General features: G+C 31.9%; 15 protein-coding genes. 7 read left to right on the top strand and 8 right to left on the bottom strand.

Annotated features, from left to right (window positions below; all coding sequences use genetic code 11):
- Position 1 precedes the first annotated feature (1 nt).
- From nqrE to BUE95_RS01580, 5 genes are all read left to right on the top strand, one after another.
- Entirely contained in the window at positions 2-751 is a 750-nt protein-coding gene (nqrE, locus tag BUE95_RS01600) for an NADH:ubiquinone reductase (Na(+)-transporting) subunit E (RefSeq protein ID WP_073580768.1), read from the top strand.
- A gap of 2 nt (positions 752-753) precedes the next feature.
- Complete coding sequence (gene nqrF, locus BUE95_RS01595) at positions 754-2067, top strand: NADH:ubiquinone reductase (Na(+)-transporting) subunit F (protein WP_073580766.1); 1314 nt, start codon at positions 754-756, stop codon at positions 2065-2067.
- Positions 2068-2147: 80 nt separating this feature from the next.
- Positions 2148-2513, top strand: a complete 366-nt coding sequence (locus BUE95_RS01590; protein ID WP_073580764.1) for a Na(+)-translocating NADH-quinone reductase subunit F — start codon at positions 2148-2150, stop codon at positions 2511-2513.
- Complete coding sequence (locus BUE95_RS01585; RefSeq protein WP_073580762.1) at positions 2488-3504, top strand: FAD:protein FMN transferase; 1017 nt, start codon at positions 2488-2490, stop codon at positions 3502-3504. Before BUE95_RS01590 ends, BUE95_RS01585 begins: the two co-directional genes overlap by 26 nt.
- Before the next feature lie 91 nt (positions 3505-3595).
- Positions 3596-6403, top strand: a complete 2808-nt coding sequence (locus tag BUE95_RS01580; RefSeq protein ID WP_073580760.1) for a M16 family metallopeptidase — start codon at positions 3596-3598, stop codon at positions 6401-6403.
- 34 nt (positions 6404-6437) lie between these two features.
- On the opposite strand, the gene BUE95_RS01575 is transcribed toward BUE95_RS01580, so the two are convergent.
- From BUE95_RS01575 to map, 4 genes are read right to left on the bottom strand one after another with little or no spacing between them, the layout of a single operon-like run.
- Entirely contained in the window at positions 6438-9320 is a 2883-nt protein-coding gene (locus BUE95_RS01575) for a DEAD/DEAH box helicase (RefSeq protein ID WP_073580758.1), read from the bottom strand.
- Between the two features lie 10 nt (positions 9321-9330).
- The gene (locus BUE95_RS01570; RefSeq protein ID WP_073580756.1) at positions 9331-10095 is read right to left on the bottom strand and encodes a class I SAM-dependent methyltransferase; all 765 of its coding nucleotides are present in this window, start codon (positions 10093-10095) and stop codon (positions 9331-9333) included.
- Positions 10092-10880 carry a DUF3667 domain-containing protein gene (locus BUE95_RS01565; RefSeq protein ID WP_073580754.1) on the bottom strand — a complete coding sequence of 263 codons (789 nt, stop codon included), beginning with the start codon at positions 10878-10880 and terminating at the stop codon, positions 10092-10094. The genes BUE95_RS01570 and BUE95_RS01565 overlap by 4 nt, the downstream gene beginning before the upstream one ends.
- Before the next feature lie 17 nt (positions 10881-10897).
- Complete coding sequence (map, locus tag BUE95_RS01560; protein WP_073580752.1) at positions 10898-11716, bottom strand: type I methionyl aminopeptidase; 819 nt, start codon at positions 11714-11716, stop codon at positions 10898-10900.
- Positions 11717-11956: 240 nt separating this feature from the next.
- On the opposite strand from map, the gene BUE95_RS01555 reads away from it, so the two are divergent.
- Both BUE95_RS01555 and BUE95_RS01550 read left to right on the top strand, forming a co-directional pair.
- Positions 11957-13237, top strand: coding sequence for an acetyl-CoA hydrolase/transferase family protein (locus BUE95_RS01555; protein ID WP_073580750.1), 1281 nt, complete (start codon positions 11957-11959; stop codon positions 13235-13237).
- A 199-nt stretch (positions 13238-13436) separates the two neighbouring features.
- Complete coding sequence (locus BUE95_RS01550; RefSeq protein ID WP_073580748.1) at positions 13437-13766, top strand: RNA recognition motif domain-containing protein; 330 nt, start codon at positions 13437-13439, stop codon at positions 13764-13766.
- Between the two features lie 52 nt (positions 13767-13818).
- Here the strand turns inward: BUE95_RS01550 and BUE95_RS01545 are convergent, their stop codons facing one another.
- The 4 genes from BUE95_RS01545 to BUE95_RS01530 are packed head-to-tail and all read right to left on the bottom strand — an operon-like array spanning position 13819 to position 18876.
- Positions 13819-15207, bottom strand: coding sequence for a TolC family protein (locus BUE95_RS01545; RefSeq protein WP_073582356.1), 1389 nt, complete (start codon positions 15205-15207; stop codon positions 13819-13821).
- Entirely contained in the window at positions 15207-16553 is a 1347-nt protein-coding gene (locus tag BUE95_RS01540; RefSeq protein ID WP_073580746.1) for an HlyD family secretion protein, read from the bottom strand. Before BUE95_RS01540 ends, BUE95_RS01545 begins: the two co-directional genes overlap by 1 nt.
- A 2-nt stretch (positions 16554-16555) precedes the next feature.
- The gene (locus BUE95_RS01535) at positions 16556-18208 is read right to left on the bottom strand and encodes a peptidase domain-containing ABC transporter (RefSeq protein WP_073580744.1); all 1653 of its coding nucleotides are present in this window, start codon (positions 18206-18208) and stop codon (positions 16556-16558) included.
- Positions 18205-18876, bottom strand: a complete 672-nt coding sequence (locus BUE95_RS01530) for a TetR/AcrR family transcriptional regulator (RefSeq protein WP_073580742.1) — start codon at positions 18874-18876, stop codon at positions 18205-18207. Before BUE95_RS01530 ends, BUE95_RS01535 begins: the two co-directional genes overlap by 4 nt.
- Positions 18877-18947: the final 71 nt, after the last annotated feature.

Below are 18947 nucleotides of genomic sequence, written 5' to 3'. Positions count from 1 at the left end.
AATGGAATTATTAGAATTATTTTTAAAATCAATTTTCATAGAAAATATGATTTTTGCTACATTCCTAGGGATGTGTTCGTACTTAGCGGTTTCTAAAAAAGTATCTACCGCTGTGGGGTTAGGTGCAGCAGTTATTTTTGTTCAAGTTATAACGGTTCCTTTAAATTATTTATTGGATAAATATATTCTACGTCCAGGTGCTTTGACTTGGTTAGGTGAAGAATATGCAGAATATGATTTAAGTTTCTTAACTTTTATTTTGTTTATTGCTACTGTTGCTACAATGGTACAATTAGTTGAAATGGTAGTTGAAAAATTTGCTCCTGCTCTATATAATTCTTTAGGTATTTTCTTGCCACTTATTGCTGTAAACTGTGCTATTTTAGGAGGTTCATTGTTTATGCAGCAAAAAGATTTTGCTACAATTACTGAGGCAACTGTTTATGGTTTAGGTTCAGGGATTGGATGGTTTTTAGCAATTTTAGCTATTGGAGCCATTAGAGAGAAAATTAGATATTCAAATGTACCTCCTGTATTCAGAGGTTTAGGTATGACGTTTATTTTAACGGGTTTAATGGCTATTGGTTTCATGTCTTTTGGAGGTATGTTAACAGGAGGTAGTGATGCGCCTAAAAAAGAAGTTGTAGAAAATGTAGCTCCTGCGGTAACAGAAGAAGTTAATGAAGTAGCAACTGATTCAACTGCTTTAGAAACAAAAACAGATTCATTAACACAAACTGTTCAAGAATAATTATGATAGCACTAGAAGTAAGTACAACTGGTTTAATCAGTACCACGGTAATTGCCTTTTTGGTTTTATTATTGATTTTGGTGGCTGTTATTTTATTTGCTAAAGCAAAGTTAGTTCCTTCCGGGCCAGTTAAAATTAAAATTAACGGAGAAAACGAGATAGAAGTAGGTTCAGGTAGTACCTTGTTATCAACTTTAGGAGGAGCAAAAATCTTTTTACCATCTGCTTGTGGAGGTGGAGGAACTTGTATCCAATGTAAATGTAAAGTTCTTGATGGTGGAGGAGAAGCACTTCCAACTGAGATTCCTCACTTTAGTAGAAAAGAGTTAGCTGATGGATGGCGTTTAGGATGTCAAGTTAAAGTAAAATCTAATATGGTTATCGAAGTTCCTGAAGAAGTTTTTGGAATTAAGAAATTTAATGCAACTGTTTACTCTAACTACAATGTGGCTTCTTTTATTAAAGAGTTTATTGTTGAGTTACCTGAAGATATGCATTATGAGCCAGGAGGTTATATTCAAATTGAAATTCCTAAGTGTGAAATTAAATATTCCGATATTGATATTTCAGCTCATCCAGTAGAGCATCCAGGTGAGCCAGAAAAATTTAAAGCAGAATGGGATAAATTCAATTTATGGCCATTAGTAATGAAAAATCCAGAAACTGTAGAAAGAGCCTACTCAATGGCTTCTTACCCTGCAGAAGGAAGAAAAATTATGTTGAACGTTCGTGTTGCTACTCCACCATGGGATAGAAATATCAATGGTTGGGCTAAAGTAAACCCTGGAGTTGCTTCTTCTTATATTTTCTCCAGAAAGGCAGGAGATCCAGTTGTGGTTTCTGGACCTTACGGAGAATTCTTCATCAACGAATCAGAAGCTGAAATGTTGTATGTAGGTGGTGGAGCTGGTATGGCACCAATGCGTTCACATTTATACCACTTATTCCGTACAGTTAAAACAGGAAGAAAGGTTACCTATTGGTATGGAGGTCGTTCTAAACGTGAATTGTTCTACACAGACCACTTCAGAGCATTAGAGAAAGATTTCCCTAACTTTAAATTCTATTTGGCTTTATCAGAACCACAACCAGAAGATAATTGGAAAGTGAAAGATGGTATCGACGGAGAAGGAGACGGATTCGTAGGATTCATCCACAATGTGGTAATTGATAATTATTTATCAAAACACGATAATCCAGAAGATATTGAATTGTATTTCTGTGGACCACCAATGATGAACAAAGCCGTTCAAAAAATGGGTGAAGACTTCGGTTTAGATCCAGAAAACATTAGATTTGACGACTTTGGAGGTTAATCCAAATTTTAAATACCAAAACCGATTCAGTAATGAGTCGGTTTTTTTATGCTTTCAAATAGAATAACTACCTTTGCTTTATGGAACCATTATCACAACAAGACTTACATCATTTGGCCATGAATCACGTGGGTAAAGAACTCGAAAAACAAGGATTTGAGTTCATCGCTATTAACAGCCAGTTGAAAAAACATCCGCAATTTGTTTGTGTAGATAAACCTACGAATACGTTGCATTTTGTGATGGTACAAGCGGTGACTTATCCTGACAATCCTGCCGATTATGATGTGTTGTTTATGGAAACATTCATCAATCACGCCAAAGGGAAAAAGGCAAAAGTGTTGTTTGCGGGAGTTGGTTTTGCCAATGCTGAGGACTTCGAAAAACCGATATTAAAAAATCAAGATTATATTTTACATTATGAAGGAATTAAAGAGATTTTGTAGTTTACTTGTTGTATCAATTTTATTAGTTTCATGTGAAAAAACTACAGATTTTTATACCATTCAAGGCGAAGCACAAGGGAGTACTTACTCTATAAAATACATCGCTACCGAACAAAGAGTAACTAAAATTCAAATTGATTCGTTGTTGACTGCTTTTGATTTATCGCTTTCAACATACCGACCAGATTCTAAGATTTCTAAAATTAATGCTGGTGATTCTACTGTTGTTGTAGATGAATTCTTCGCAGAAACGTTTCAACTTTCCAACCAAATTTATAAAGAAACGAATGGTTTGTTTGATCCCACAATTGGTGTTTTAGTGAATTCATACGGTTTTGGACCAAATAAAAAGCAAGAAAATCTGTCTCAAAAACAAGTTGATAGTCTATTGCAATTTGTAGGTTTTGATAAAATTAAATTGAATGAAAACAAAACTATTTCCAAAAAACACAAGCAAACTTTCATCGATTTTAATGCAATTGCTCAAGGATATTCGGTAGATGTTGTAGTGAATTATTTAAAATCGAAAGGAATTGAAAATGCCATTGTTGAAATTGGTGGCGAATTATTTGCTTTGGGTAAAAATACGATTGACAATAAGAATTGGGTAGTAGGAATCGACGATCCATTACAAAAACCAGAAGAACGTACTTTAATTGCTAAAGTCAATCTAGAAAACTTAGGAATGGCAACTTCAGGTAATTATCGTAAAGTATTGATTGATGAAAAAACAGGTAAGAAGTTTGTTCATATCATCAATCCCAAAACAGGATTAGCGCAAAAAAATACTGTTTTAAGTGCAACTGTTTTATCAAAATCATCTGGGTTGTCTGATGGTTATGCGACGGCTTTTATGTTGATGAGTTTAGAGGAAAACAAAATATTTCTGCAGAAGCATCCTGAATTATATGTAATGCTTTTGTATGCTGATGAAAGTAATAAAATGCAGCAATTCACTACAGAAAACTTTAATTCTTTAATTGTAGACTAATTCTAAATGCGAAATTAATTGTTAAAACTTGCATAATATATTTTTGATTTTGTTGTTATATAAATAATTTTATCACAACAAAAACAAATTTATGAAGAAATTTCACTTTTCCATTTCTTTATTGCTATTGACTCCAGCGTTTCTTTTTGCGCAGGACTTTAAGCTTGAAGATCCAATTCCGACTGATCCAAATGTAAAAATCGGAAAATTATCAAACGGATTAACCTATTATATCCGTAAGAATGCAAAGCCTGAAGATAAGGTTGATTTGCGTTTAGTTGTCAATGCTGGTTCCATTCAAGAGACAGATGAACAACAAGGTTTAGCTCACTTTATGGAGCATATGTGTTTTAATGGAACAAAGCGATTCCCCAAAAATGAATTGGTAAATTACCTACAAAGTATCGGAGTTAAGTTTGGACAACATTTAAATGCCTATACTAGTTTTGATGAAACCGTTTATTTTTTACCTATTCCTTCCGATGACAAAGAAAAAGTAGAAAAAGGGTTCCAAATTTTAGAAGATTGGGCGTTTAATACAACCTTAACTCCGGAAGAGATTGATAAAGAGCGCGGTGTTGTCTTAGAAGAATATCGTTTAGGGTTGGGTGCTGAAAAAAGAATGATGGGTCGTTTTATGCCTAAAATGATGTACAATTCGTTATATGCTAAACGACTTCCTATTGGTCAAAAAGAGATTTTAGAAAACTTCACTCATGATAAATTAACGAGTTTTTATAAAGATTGGTATCGTCCAAATTTAATGGCAGTAATTGTTGTTGGTGATATTGACGTTGCCGAAATGGAGCAAAAAATTATCACTCATTTTGGAAACTATAAAAATCCGAAGAAACAGAAAGAGCGAAAATTTTATGATGTACCTAATCACAAAGAAACTTTTGTAGCTGTTGAATCAGACAAGGAAGCTGCTTTTGCAGAGGTACAGTTATTATACAAAGATTATGATGCGCCTAAAAAAGTAACTACTATAGGTGATTTCAAAGAATATCTAGCAAAAGGACTTTTCTCTACTATGTTAAATAACAGATTGGAAGAGTTACAAAACAGTCCAAATCCACCTTTTAACTTTGGTTACACCTATCATGGAGGTACTTGGGCAAGAACTAAAGAAGCTTTTCAATCTTTTGCTATGGTAGCACAAGACAAGCAATTAGAAGCTTTAAAGGTTTTAGTAAAAGAGAATGAAAGAGTGAAGCTATTTGGGTTTACCCAAGGAGAATTAGATCGCGCAAAAGCAGAATTTTTATCCCAAATAGAAAGACAATACAATGAAAGAGAGAAAAGTGAATCTGAAAACTTCGTATCTGAATATCAATCAAATTTCTTAGAAAAAGAACCAATACCAAGTATCGAATGGACGTTTGATATCTTTAAAAAGATGTTACCTACCATTTCTGTTGAAGATACAAATGGGTTAATTGCAAAATATTTGAAGGAAGATAATAGAGTAGTTATTTTAACTGGCCCTGAAAAAGATGGATTGATAAAACCAACGGAACAAGAAGTTTTAAATTCATTGAAAGTAAACAAAAGTGAATTAACTGCCTACACGGAAACAAAAGTTTCGGAAAGCTTATTAAGAAATCCAGTTAAAGAAGGAAGTGTCGTCTCAAAAGAAAGCAATACCAAATTAGGAACGACTACTTTAAAACTTTCAAACGGAGCAACAGTTGTTTACAAAAAAACAGATTTCAAAAACGACCAAGTTATGTTTGAAGCGGTAAGTTTTGGAGGTTCTAATTTGTTCTCAAATGATGAAATGGATAAAGTTTCATTAGCGATGGGAGGTTTATCAGAGGCAGGTTTTTCAGGGATGTCAAAAAATGACATTAATAAGTTTATGACTGGAAAAATTGCAAGAGTCAATCCTTATGTTTCAGGAATTTATGAAGGATTAAATGGCTCTTCAACTCCAAAAGATTTAGAGTATTTATTCCAAATGACATATGCATATTTTACCGATTTGAATTTTGATAAAGATGCTTTTATAGGTTTTATTACAAAGCAAAAAGGTTTTATGGCAAATCTGATGTCACAGCCTGCTACATATTTTTCAAATGAGTTTTATTCGTATTTGAACAAGGAAAATCCAAGATTTAGAGGGTTTCCAAAAGAAGAGGATTTTGATAAAGCAGATTATGAATTAGCTTATAAAAAATACAAAGAGCGTTTTGCAAATGCAGCTGATTTTAATTTCTATTTTGTAGGAAATTTTGATGAAGCTCAATTAGAAGCTTTTGCAGCAAAATACATTGCGTCGTTACCTTCAGATAAAAACACTAAAGAAAGTGCTAAAGATTTAGGCTACAGAATGCTTAAAGGTTCGCACAAAAAAGTTGTCAATAAAGGTAAAGACCCAAAGAGTACTGTAAATATTATGATTTATGGTGATACTAAATATGATGCAAAAGAAGCATTTGCTTTCAAAGCATTAGGTGAAGTATTAACAATTAAATTAGTAGAAGAATTAAGAGAAAACGAAAGTGGTGTGTATGGTGTAGGGGCAAGAGGAAGTATGAGTAAAGTGCCTTACGGAAGTTATAATTTCTCAATTTCTTTTCCTTGCGGACCAGAAAATGCAGAAAAACTTACTGAATCTGCTTTAAGAGAATTAAATAAAATGGTTACTAATGGTCCAGAACAGAAAGATTTGGATAAATTTAAAGAAGCATCAAGATTGGAATACAAAGAAAGTTTGAAAGATAATCGATATTGGATGGCAGTTTTGAAGCGTCAATATACAGATGGTGTTAATCCAGAAGAAGTATTTGAATTTGAATCTAAATTAAATGATTTAACTATCAGAGAACTTCAAGATGTAGCTAAAAAATATTTGGCGAAAGATAAAGTAATTGGAATGTTAATGCCTGAAAATTAAATTGGTTAAGCCCTAGTGAAAACTAGGGCTTTTTTTATGACAAAATTTCAGAAATTTTAGACGTAATTTCTTCTTCGATCATTTCTTCAGAAATAACACTATTAAATAAATCTTTTTTAGTTTTTTGTAGCATTAAGATTTTTTCTTCAATGGTTTCTTTACTAACAAATCGCATAACTGCTACTTTATTTTTCTGTCCCATTCGGTAACTTCTTGCAATAGCTTGTTCTTCAATTGATGGATTCCACCAAGGATCTAGTAGAAAAACGAAACTGGCTGCTGTTAAATTTAGACCAGAACTGCCTGATTTTAATGAAATAAAGAAAAAGTGATTTTCGTTGTCATTTTCAAATTTTATTACTTCATTTTGTCGGTCTTTTACAGCACCTGTTATTAATGAATACTTATAATTATTCTGTTTGCACCATTCTACATACAATTGAATATGAGACACAAAAGCACTAAATACAAGAACCTTCAGGTTGCTTCTTCTTATGTTTTCTAGGTAATGCGTTACTTCCTCAAACTTCCCTGATGATGCGCTGCTGCTAGTATCAACTAGTTTAGGATGGTTGCTTAATTGGCGTAACTTCATTAATGTATTCAATACATGAATCTTATTAACTTTTATTGCATTCAATTGTAGCAATTGGTTTCTAGCTTTTGACTTTTCAGTTTCATACCACTTTTTCTGTTCTTTGTTCATCTCACAAAACACAATCTGTTCCGATAGTTCTGGTAGTTCTTTTAAAACGCTTGCCCTTGTTCTCCGTAATAAAAAAGGTTGTATAATTTGAAGTAAAGTTTGTAACGCTTTCTCAGATTGTTGCTTTTGGATTGGAACAATAAAATTTTTTGTAAAAAAAGTAAAACTCCCTAAAATATCAGGATTTATGAACTGCATTTGCGCCCATAAATCACTTAATGAATTTTCAATTGGAGTACCACTCAAAGAAACTCTAAAGGAGGTGTTTATACTATTAATGGCTTGAAATATTTTTGAGTCCTTATTTTTTATTTGTTGACTTTCATCTAAAATAACAACTCTGAAATTCATTTTTTGGAGCAATTCTATATCTTTTGAAACGATTGCATATGTTGTGAAGATTACATCATAATTCAAAAGTCTGGATGTATTTTCTTTTCTTTTTGGTCCTGAATATACAATTTTTGAAAAATGAGGAGTAAACTTTTGAGTTTCATTATACCAATTAAAAAGCAAAGTGTTGGGAAGTACTATCAACGCTCTTAATGCTTCTTTTTTCATAGTTTTTATAGAAAACAAATCTAAAGGTACGATATCTCCTTCTGATTCAAAAGCAACTATTTCTTCTTGTATAGCTACCAACATAGCTAGTGTTTGAAGGGTTTTTCCCAACCCCATATCGTCTGCTAGGCAAGCACCTGTTTGATTGTGATAATTTTTCATCAACCATTGTACGCCTTCTTTCTGATAGGGTCGTAAAGTTGTTTTAACTAGATTAGAAGGTTGGTATGGTTTTGTTTCTACATCAATTTCAGTTGTCTTTTCAAAAAAATTATTTAATAATCCTGCTTTGTTTTTTGGTAGTTTTATTTGATTTTTTTCTTTCTTTATAAAATGCTGTAAAGTACTAAAGCGTTGCATCCATTCGGTTGGAATTACAAAAAATGTCTCGTCTTCTAGTTTGAAAAAGGGATCGTTGTTTCTAATATTTTCTAAAATATGCACAAAGTCTATTTCAAATGCTCCAATTGTTATTTTTATTTTTAAATCAAACCAATCGTTAATAATAGCTTTGTTAAACGATATAGCAGGCTTTTCTAACTTAATTTTCTTATGGTCAAAACTAAGATCGACAAGTTTTATTCCCGCGTTCTCAATATCTTCTCTGTAATCCGTTAAAAAAGAAAATAGGTTGGTTTCTTTGGGATTGGATGGAAAAAATAATCCATTACTTTCAATTAATCCAATAGCTATTAAATTTGTCTTTAATTGCGATTCAGTGCTATTGTCACGTTCCTGATTGAAAACACTAATATTGTCAAGATCTTCAATATTTAAGTCTGTTTTATTTTTTTGATTAGAAGTGCTTAAGAATATTCCATATTTATAAACAAATTGAAGTTCAAGCGCATAAGTGTCTTTAAAAAAATCATAAATAATAGATGCCTTAGTCTCCAAAAGGCAATTGTTTTTTTCAACTTTAAAACCATTTGCTTCTATGGTTCCATGCTTTATTACGTCTTTTATAAATTTTTGAAAGTAGGTAGCGGTAAGATAAGTTGGTATTTCGATTTTATCTTTATCAATAAATGGTTTTATTTTATTTCCATTTATATAATTTACTTGGTGAATGGAATCATTCATTACAATCCAGCAAGGATTATTTGATAGAATCAATGTTTTATTTGTACTTGGAATTATTTTGTCTTTATTTGATTCAAGAAATAAAGAATAGTGCATTCCATTATCATGTTTGTCAAATTTTAGATATGGATTTAATTGAAAACAACTAAAGTTTTTTTTGAATTTATAGAAAGTTTTTTCTTGATTTAAATTTATTGAAACGGAATAATCGTTTTTCTTACAGATAGACAGGAAAAGATGAATTTTACTATCAATATAATTTATAAATGCATTAAAAGTATTTTTCTCTGATTTTAAATCTATAAAACTCTTTTTTTTTGAAATTGAAAACTTTTTACCTAAGTGGTTAACTTGTAGTGTTTTTTCAATTTCAAAAAGTTTCTTTATATCATCCTCTAATGCTTCCCACTCAATGGTGAAAATTGATAAATTATCTTTAGTGATTTTTTTTTCTACATAATTGAAGGAGGAGTCTTTTTCTAATAAAAAAATAGAAGGTAAAAAAAAACTTACTTCATGGTTGTAACTTAAATCAAAACAAAAATCGTATTTTGTTGGATGGCTCATTACTAATCCCCTATTTGAAACAAACCGGAATAATTTCCCCTTTTGCTAAACAATATTTTTCAACTAATTCTGGAGCAATTGTTTTGGTATAATCTACTTCTTCTACTTTAAAACCAATGCTTCTTAGCTTATCAAAATAATCTCTTCCATAAACTCTTACGTGATCGTATTGCCCGAAGATTTTAGCTCTTTCTTTTGGGTCAGTTATCGAATCATCTGCAAAAGTGGTGGCTTTTGATAAATCTTGTGGAATTTGAAAGATTCCCATTCCACCCGGTTTTAAAACACGATATAATTCTTGCATTGCTTTTGTGTCATCTGGAATATGCTCCAAAACGTGATTACACAAAATCATATCATATGAGTTGTCTTCAAAAGGTAAATTACAAATATCTGCTTTTACATCGGCTAAAGGCGAAAATAAATCGGTGGTTGTATACTCTAAATTTGATTGTTTTTTAAAACGTTTGTAAAATTCTTGTTCAGGTGCAAAGTGTAATACTTTTTTTGGTGCTGAAAAAAAATCGGTTTCATTCTGTAAATACAACCATAACAAACGATGTCTTTCTAAAGAAAGTGTACTTGGTGACAACACATTGTTGCGTTGTGTTCCATAACCATAAGGTAAAAACATACGAAAACTTTTCCCATCAATAGGATCAGTAAAGCGACTTCCTTTTAATAAAAAAGCTAAAATAGGACGCGCCACAATACTTAAACGGATTAATATCGGACGTGGAATGGTATTTAATATAAGTTTAAAAAGTTTTTTCATTTTAATAAAATTAAGGCGTATAAAATTCCAATAAGTATAGAAAATGTAATAATTACACCAATATATAATCCAAAGAAAAGGAGTAGGTACTTAATTCCCGATACTAAACTTTGCTTTAAATTTTGATGATATAATTCTTTAAATGCATAAAGTGTAAACACTATAAATAAGAATAGAAACAAGATAGAGTAAAAACCAAATCCCATGCCCAATACATTTACTAAAAAAACTTGAAGTATTAAGGATATAAAACCTAAATTGGTTTGTAAATAGCTGTTGAAAACAAGATGTTCAAAAAAATTGTGTCCTTTCTTTTTGAATAGGATGTAACTTACAATAGCATATATTGGAATTAATAACAGTACAAAAAAGTTGTAATATCCCATTAATACTTCAACATAAGCCTTCATGTCAATTTTGGGAACCTTATTAGACGGGTTTGAATTTTGATACCCGTCAGTAAGACCTTCGGAATAATTTGCTATTATTTCTAATGGAAAAAATTTATAGAAAAAAACGGCAATCGTTGCATATAAAATTATATAAGAAAAAGGCTGGAAATATTTTTTTCTAGCCCCCGTAATGTAGGCTTCTAATACATCTTTCGGGTTTTTAAATAACCCAAAAAAAGTTCGCCAAAAATTATTATCCCAACTAAAAAAAGGGCCAACGAATTCCTCCCAAGTCCCTTTTAAAGAAAGTCTATCATGAACAATTTTTGCTCCACAATTAGAGCAATATTGAGCAGTGTTGCTAAGCTGGAAATTACAGGTTTTACAATTCATTGGTTAAATGAGTTAAATTATAATACTAAAGGTTTTTGTCTCAATCCATCTTCTTCATTGCTCACAATCCCTAAAGCATCATAGATGTAAGCAAAAGTAGATAACAATTCTGGTTTTCCGTTTACAATGGCTACATCGTGTTCAAAGTGTGCGCTTGGTTTTCCGTCAGCAGTGGTAATGGTCCAACCGTCTTTATGTTGTTTGATATTTTTCGTTCCCATGTTAATCATTGGCTCAATTGCAATGACCATTCCGTTGACTAATTTTTTTCCACGACCGCGTTTCCCGTAATTTGGAACTTCTGGATCTTCGTGCATTTTTCTGCCTAAACCATGTCCGCATAATTCACGAACTACACCATAACCATGACTTTCGCAATATTGTTGAATTGCATGTCCGATATCTTCTACACGATTCCCAACTTTAGTTTCACGAATTCCAACGTAAAGCGATTCTTTGGTAACTTGAAGTAATTTTTTTGTTTCTGGCGCTACTTCTCCCACTTCAAAAGTATAAGCATGGTCGCCATAAAAACCATTTTTTAGAGCACCACAATCCACCGAAATGATATCGCCATCTTGCAACGGGGTATTATTTGGAATACCGTGAACTACTTGCGTGTTTGGACTCATGCACAAAGAATTGGGGAAACCATACATTCCTAAAAAGGCGGGCTCAGCTCCATGCGAACGAAGAAAATCTTCTGCTAATTTGTCTAAATATAAAGTGGTTACGCCAGGTTTTATTTCTTTGGCAATCATTCCCAATGTCTTAGAAACTATCAAAGCACTTTCGCGCATTAATTCAATTTCTTCGGAGGTTTTAATTACAATCATAATGAAAAATTTCGAAACAAAAGTACAAATTCAAGTTCAATTACAAGAACAAATTCAAATTCAATTGCAAGCATTTCATCTTAGAATGTTGATTATATAATTTAAATAGTAATGTTTTAGAGATCAATAACAACCATTTAATTTTTTTAGTATAGCCCTAAAACCTTTAAGTAAAAATGAGAAATGTCATATTTTAGTATTAAATTACAACATAATTTTGCAGTATAAATTTCATTAGGTATGGGAAAATATGTAACTGCAGCGGAAGCTGTACAAGTAGTTAAAAGCGGTGATAGAGTGTATGTTCAAGCTGCCGCTGCTACACCAACAATTTTAACAAAAGCATTGGCTGATAGAGCATCGGAACTTAGGAATGTAGAGGTCTGTCATTTGCATACAGAAGGTGAGGCACCCTATGCAAATCCTGAATTAGCTGAAAGTTTTCATGTAAATTCCTTCTTTATTGGAGCTAATGTGCGCCACACTTTAAAAGCAGGAAATGGTTCTTACACCCCTGTTTTTTTAAGTGAGTTACCATTATTATTTCGGAAAAATGTAGTAAAACTAGATGTAGCATTTATACATGTTTCACCACCAGACAGTCATGGGTATTGTTCATTAGGAGTTTCGGTTGAAGCTTCTGTGGCAGCAATTGAAAATGCCAAAATTGTAATTGCTCAGGTTAACCCTCAAATGCCAAGAACATTTGGAGATGGAATTTTACATGTTTCAGAGATTGATTATTTAGTCGAAGTAAATCTGCCTATTTATGCTCATGCAGTAACCCCTTTTACAGCAGAGGAAGAGAAAATAGGAACGTATGTAGCTTCTTTAATTGAGGATAAAAGTACATTGCAAATGGGAATTGGTTCAATACCAAATGCAGCTTTGAGTAAATTAACAAATCATAAAGATTTAGGATTGCACACGGAAATGTTTTCTGATGGGGTTATTGATTTAATTGAAAACGATGTCATCAATTGTAATTATAAAGGAACTTTAAGAGGAAGAGCTTTAGCGACTTTCTTGATGGGTTCAAAACGTTTGTATGATTTTGTAGATGATAATCCGTTTATCGAAATGAAAGAATCCTCTATGGTGAATGATACCGCTAGAATTCGAAGAAACCCAAGAATGGTAGCCATTAATTCTGCAATCGAGGTTGATTTAACGGGGCAAGTTTGTGCGGATTCCATAGGAAGTAGAATGTATTCAGGAGTAGGGGGGCAAATGGATTTTATAAGAGGAGCATCGTTAAGTGAGGGGGGTAAAGCTATTATTGCGTTACCTTCAATAACGAAGAGGGGAGAAAGTAGAATAGTTCCACATTTAAAACAAGGAGCAGGAGTGGTTACAACTAGAGCACACGTACATTATGTTATTACCGAAAATGGGATTGCTGATTTGTATGGTAAAACCTTGAAACAAAGAGTAAACGAATTGGTTAAAATTGCGCATCCATCGCATCAAGAAGCTATTGAGAAGGCTTATTATGAAATGACGGGTTGTTTATTTGGTTAATCATCTGTTTCGGATATAGAAGAATAAACAGATTTTTAAATTTCGAGAAAATAGGAATTATGATACCCGTTCTTTAATGAACTAACTTTTTGATTTTTAATTTTTTAACTAAATTAACTGTTTTTTGAAAATAAATCAAAGTTTAACCTTTTGACAACATTAAATAGTCTACCTTTGTGAGGAATTAAATTTTTCATAGATGAATATTTTTGTAGGAAGTCTTCCTTTCAGTGTAGAGGAAGCAGATTTAAGAGGTTATTTTGAAGAGTATGGAGCTGTAGAATCAGTTAAAATTATCTCTGATAAATTTACCGGAAGAAGTAAAGGATTTGGATTTGTTGAAATGGCTAATGATGCTGAGGCTCAAAAAGCAATCGATGAATTAAACGGAGGATCTATCGAAGGTAGAAAAATCGTGGTTAACAAATCTGAACCAAAACCAGAAGGAGAGAGAAGAAGTTTCGATCGTAATTCAGGTGGTAGAGGTGGTTATTCGAACAATAGAGATAACAACAGAGGTCGTTACTAATATTTTTTTGGATATAAGATTAAAAACCTTCGCATTGCGAAGGTTTTTTTATTTATTGTGGGTTTGCTAATGTTTTGTACAAGCCAAGAATTGCATTCAAATAGCGATTTTCTAGGGCAATATCATTAATTTGAGAACTAACTAAAGAATTTTCTCTTGAGTTAATAATGAATAACGAACTTTCTCCCATTTCGAATAATCGGTCTTCTGCATTTAATAAAGTAGTGAAGTCTTTTACAAGTCGACTGTTATATTCTTTTTGTGTTTGCAAAGAAGTAATTTCTTGTTGTTGTGCTTTAATTTTATTTTCTAGATTTTTGCGTTCAAATAATAATCCAAATTCTGAATCTTGAATTTTTAAATCGGCTAATTTTAAACTTCCTCGCTCTTTTCTTAAGAATATGGGGAATGAAAAATTGATGCCAATTTTATAATCTTCGAAACGATAATTATCTATATAGCTGGGTTCGGATAGGTAATTGTAACTCAAATCTAATTTTGGTAAGAGTGCGTTTGCTTTTAATCTTCTATCTACCTTAAGCATACTTATTTTTGCATCCAAAGCTTGAATTTTGGGATGATTTTCTAAATCTATAGTGCCTAATTCATTAATTTGAAGTGTTTCTTTAATGGTTAAAGTTAGCAGACTTTCAGGTTGTAAACTGTCGTTTAATTCTAATGGGATGTTATTTTCTAGCCACAAGTAATTAGATAAATCTAGTTTTGCTTTGATTAATTTTAATTTAGCATCTTCTAAATTTAGACGTCTTGTTTTTACAACAATTCCTGCTTCAACACTATCAATGGCTGGCTTGTCACCTTGTTCAATTAATTTTGAAACCCCATCATATCTTACAAAAGCATTTTCTAAATAGGTTTCGTATAATTTAACTTCATCATAACTTCTTTTCCAGTTCATATAGCTTACAGAAGCTTCATACATTACTTCGATAGCTTGCAGATTTCTCTCAGCGACATTTAAATTTCGAGCAATTTTTGCTTTTTTCAAATCAGCCATACGTTGATTGATAAACAAACCTTGGCCTACGGGAACCGAAATTCCAAACGAAGTAAGTCCGGAATTAGGCAAAGTGTTTTCCGGATTCAAATAAATTCCTTCTGCATTGTCAAATCCTGCTTTTAACTCAATTCCGTACCAAGTTGGAATTTTAAAGCTACTGTTTAAAATGGAATAATATTCACTGTCTTTGAATTGTTTTTCACTAAAGTCAACTTCAATTTTTGGATCAAATGCACCGCGAGCTTGCATCAGATTAGCTTGCGCTTCATTGAGTTTTAAATCCGCTTGTTTTACTAAAGGATGATATTTTTTCACATAACCCAAAAATTCATTGTAGGTGAATTCAGTGGGTAAATTTTGTCCCAATACCCCCATCGAGCTACAAATAAAAACAAGGATGTAGTGTATTTTTGATTTCATCATTTTTTTGTATTTTCTGTAGTTGTTGGTTGATAGAAATTAGGAGGGAAACCATTTAAAGTTCTCCAAATCTCGAACCAAATGGGCACATCATCCAGTAGTGCTAAAGATTGAGTTCCTGCGCCAATACTCAATTGTTCAGGCCATTTTTTATCTTTAGGATCGGGAGCAATTAAAACACGATATTTTCCATTTGCACTGATAAAGTTTTCTTTTGCAACGATAACACCACCAAAAGTTCCATAAGAAACGCCAGGCCAACCGCTAAATACAATGGTAGGCCAACCATCAAACCACACACGTACTTTCTCACCTTTGTTGATTAAAGGAAAATCCATTGGATTAACATAAGTTTCAACTGCAATATCATATTTTGCGGGCATAATACTTACTATTGGTGTTCCTTCTTTAATCGTTTCACCAATTCCAGACTGCAAAGCTCTGTTAACAAATCCATCTTGAGGAGCTGTTATGTAATATAATCCGTTTCTGATTTGATAGTTATTGTATTGGTTTTTCAATTTGTTAACTTGTGCCTCAGTATCAAATTGTGAACTCAAAGCGGTTTGTTTGTCGCTACTCGCTTTAGCGTTTTTTTCTGCATATTCTGCACTTATTCTATTCAGCTCCATGGTAGCGTTTAAAACTTCATTTTTGCTGGTGATGTATTTGTTTTCTTGTGTGATGATTTTAGCCTCTGATTCTTGAAGTTTTACTCTTTTTTCTTCCACATCTGTCATGGGTTTTAAACCTTCCTTGTTCAAATTTATGGAACGATTGTATTGTGTTTTTGCAATGGTTAATTGTGTTTTTGCTGCTTCAAAGTCAATACTATCACTTTGGACTTTTAGATATGCTTGTTTTAATTTATTTTGAGCCTGTTTAAGTTTTAGATTTTTCTCATTTTCAATAGCACTCATTTGAGCATCTAAAGCTTTTACTTTATCCGCATATGATATAACTGCATTTTCTTTTGCTTTTACTTGATTTCCAGTATTTTCAACCAAGTTTGGGTCTAGATATTCTTCTTTGATTTCAGAAATAAATAGAATTGTATCTCCTTTTTCAACAAAATCCCCTTCATTTACATACCATTTTTCAATTCTACCAGCAATAGCTGTGTGAATGGTTTGGGGGCGTTGATTGGGTTTCAGAGTAGTTACACTTCCCGCACCTTGAATGTTTTGAGTCCAAGGAAGAAAAAGAAATAGCACCACAATGACAACAAATGCCCAAATAATTTTTCTAATTACTTGATAGTGTTTTTGCTCTTTAAATATTTGTCCTGATTTGAATTGTTCTAATTTTACAAATTGATCAATTCTGTTTTTTGTGATGTTTAGCATGGTTAAATAGCTTTAATTTCTCCTTTTTCTAAAAGAATAGTTTGCTTACAAATTTGTTTCCAATAGCTGTTTTTGCTAACAACAATTAGTGTCCATGGATGTTTTTCATCGCTCAAGTAATCTAAAATTTCGCGACACGTTTTTTCATCTGATTTATCTAAAGGGTTTTCTAAAAATAACAATTTGGGTTTATTTATAATACATCTTGCTAGAACAATTTTTTGTATGGTAGAAGAATTGATTTGTTTTCCTTCAGACGATATGCGGGTGTCTAATCCTTTCGGAAGTGCTTTTATAGCTTCGGTAAGTTTAAGTTTTTCAATCATTTCAAAAACCATTTCCATTTTAATTTCCGGATTATTACAGGTGATGTTTTCTAAAATGCTTCCTTCAAATGGCATTTCTTGTGCTGTAATAATTCCTATTTTAGAGCGGTACTCTTCGGAAGAATATTTTTTATAATTTGTATTATTGATAAAAATGCTACCTGCTGTAGGTTCAATCAATCGAGCTAATAATCGCATCAGGGTTGTTTTTCCAGAGCCATTTTCGCCTAAAATTAAGGTGTGTTGTTTTGGTTGTATTGAAATATTAATGTTTTTTAGAATTTCTTTATCTGATTTCGGATAAGTAAACGATACATTTTCTGTCTCAATTGTAATTTTGTTTTTATCCACTAAATAATTTGAATTTTGTACATCTTCTTCTAATTCCATATCCACTACAGAACCTAGCTTTTCCAAAGAAGTTAATACGTCATAAAACAATTCTAGGCCAGAAAATAACTTTTCAACCGCTGCGATAATGCTTAAGATGACAATTTCGGCGGCAACAAATTGTCCAATATTCATTTGTTGATTGATTACCAATAGTCCCCCAATGATTAATAATCCTGCTGTAATAATGATTTTAAAACCAGTTAACTGTACAAACTGTTTTAATAAAACCTGAAAATGATTTTCTCTTTGTTTTAAATATTCACTTACCAGTTTATCGTTTTTATGTAGTGAAAAATTAAAGATTGAATTGCTTTTGAAACTTAAATGGTTTCTGGCAATTTCTTGTAACCAATGGGCAATTTTATATTTGTATTTTGATTCTTTTAAACTCGTCTCTAGTCCAATATTGAAGTTGATTTTAAAAATCAGATATAACAATATAAGTAGTATAAGCCCGAAAAAGATAAAAAAGGAGTGGTATAACGATAATAAAATTATTCCAAACACGATCTGTAGTGCAGCTCCTGAAATATCTAAAAGGAGTTTAGAAAACCCTTTTTGTACCGTTAAGGTATCAAAAAATCTATTTGCTAATTCAGGGGGATATTGATTGTGTAATTCATTGAATTTTATTTTAGGAAATCGATAGGCAAATTCAAATGAAGAACGAACAAATATTTTTTGTTGCAAGTTCTCGGTAATTCTGAATTGCATAATTTTAAGTAATCCAACAAATGCAACCCCAAGTACTACTACACCTACTAATACAATCCAAGAAGTACTAATTTTTCCCGCTTGAATAAAATTGATAATAGATTGAATTCCTAGAGGTAAAGATAAACTTACTAAACCCGCAATAATGGAGTACAAGAAAATTTGGTAAATGTCTTGTTTGTCGATTAAAATGAGGTTTTTAAATCTTTTTAATGGTGTCATAGCAATATTTTTTTAGCCATATCTGTATAGAAATCAGTAGCACATTCTTTTTCAGATAAATTAGTTATCGTTTTTAAATGATTCTTTAAAAAATGTTGGTGAAGCGATCCTTCCACAATGCTTGAAGCTAAACTTTTAGCATATGGATAATTAGGATTTACTTCCTTGATAATATCGATAATTCTATTGATTACCCTTTTGTATACTAAGAAAAAGCCTTCTTTATTTTCATTGTCAACCTCTTTGGTCATTAAGGTTTTAGTAAACTCTTCAACAATAATTCTGCTTAAAACTTCTTCATTGATGTGTGGTGTTGTATTATCGTCTATAATATTTTCAGTTACTAATTTAATGGCTTTTTCTAGTTTTTCAATCGGATTAGAAACATTTATTGTAGCAAATGCCATGCGATATTCCATCCAAGACCAATACCAAGAGGTTAAGTAGACTAAAAGTTTGTGTTTATTTTCAAAATAGCGATAAATAGAGCTTTCATTAGATTGAATTCTTTCTCCCAATTTTTTGAATGTAAAAGCATCAAATCCAATTTCATCTATTAAAAGAATACTATTTTTTAAAATGTTAAGTCCAAGTTCTGAAGTCTCAGGGTTTTTGACATAAAGTTTATCGTTAATAGTAATTTTTAAGTTGGATAGTAAATTATGCATACTATGATATTTAATACCACAAATATAATAGTATTACTATTAATGTTTAAAAGTTTAACTTTTATTTTGGA

It is taken from the genome of Flavobacterium cucumis (assembly GCF_900148835.1).
GTDB classification, from domain to species: Bacteria; Bacteroidota; Bacteroidia; order Flavobacteriales; family Flavobacteriaceae; genus Flavobacterium; species Flavobacterium cucumis.
Note: the sequence above shows the minus strand (reverse complement) of the source record. Positions and strands in the feature narration are given on the sequence as shown.

What these genes read in the sequence shown, in the direction of transcription:
- BUE95_RS01580 (WP_073580760.1), top strand. Translation starts at nt 3,596, where the DNA reads ATGAAGAAATTTCACTTTTCCATTTCTTTATTGCTATTGACTCCAGCG.
- BUE95_RS01545 (WP_073582356.1), bottom strand. Translation starts at nt 15,207, where the DNA reads ATGAAATCAAAAATACACTACATCCTTGTTTTTATTTGTAGCTCGATG.
- map (WP_073580752.1), bottom strand. Translation starts at nt 11,716, where the DNA reads ATGATTGTAATTAAAACCTCCGAAGAAATTGAATTAATGCGCGAAAGT.
- BUE95_RS01535 (WP_073580744.1), bottom strand. Translation starts at nt 18,208, where the DNA reads ATGACACCATTAAAAAGATTTAAAAACCTCATTTTAATCGACAAACAA.
- nqrF (WP_073580766.1), top strand. Translation starts at nt 754, where the DNA reads ATGATAGCACTAGAAGTAAGTACAACTGGTTTAATCAGTACCACGGTA.
- BUE95_RS01585 (WP_073580762.1), top strand. Translation starts at nt 2,488, where the DNA reads ATGAAGGAATTAAAGAGATTTTGTAGTTTACTTGTTGTATCAATTTTA.
- BUE95_RS01575 (WP_073580758.1), bottom strand. Translation starts at nt 9,320, where the DNA reads ATGAGCCATCCAACAAAATACGATTTTTGTTTTGATTTAAGTTACAAC.
- BUE95_RS01530 (WP_073580742.1), bottom strand. Translation starts at nt 18,876, where the DNA reads ATGCATAATTTACTATCCAACTTAAAAATTACTATTAACGATAAACTT.
- BUE95_RS01540 (WP_073580746.1), bottom strand. Translation starts at nt 16,553, where the DNA reads ATGCTAAACATCACAAAAAACAGAATTGATCAATTTGTAAAATTAGAA.
- BUE95_RS01555 (WP_073580750.1), top strand. Translation starts at nt 11,957, where the DNA reads ATGGGAAAATATGTAACTGCAGCGGAAGCTGTACAAGTAGTTAAAAGC.
- nqrE (WP_073580768.1), top strand. Translation starts at nt 2, where the DNA reads ATGGAATTATTAGAATTATTTTTAAAATCAATTTTCATAGAAAATATG.
- BUE95_RS01565 (WP_073580754.1), bottom strand. Translation starts at nt 10,880, where the DNA reads ATGAATTGTAAAACCTGTAATTTCCAGCTTAGCAACACTGCTCAATAT.
- BUE95_RS01590 (WP_073580764.1), top strand. Translation starts at nt 2,148, where the DNA reads ATGGAACCATTATCACAACAAGACTTACATCATTTGGCCATGAATCAC.
- BUE95_RS01550 (WP_073580748.1), top strand. Translation starts at nt 13,437, where the DNA reads ATGAATATTTTTGTAGGAAGTCTTCCTTTCAGTGTAGAGGAAGCAGAT.
- BUE95_RS01570 (WP_073580756.1), bottom strand. Translation starts at nt 10,095, where the DNA reads ATGAAAAAACTTTTTAAACTTATATTAAATACCATTCCACGTCCGATA.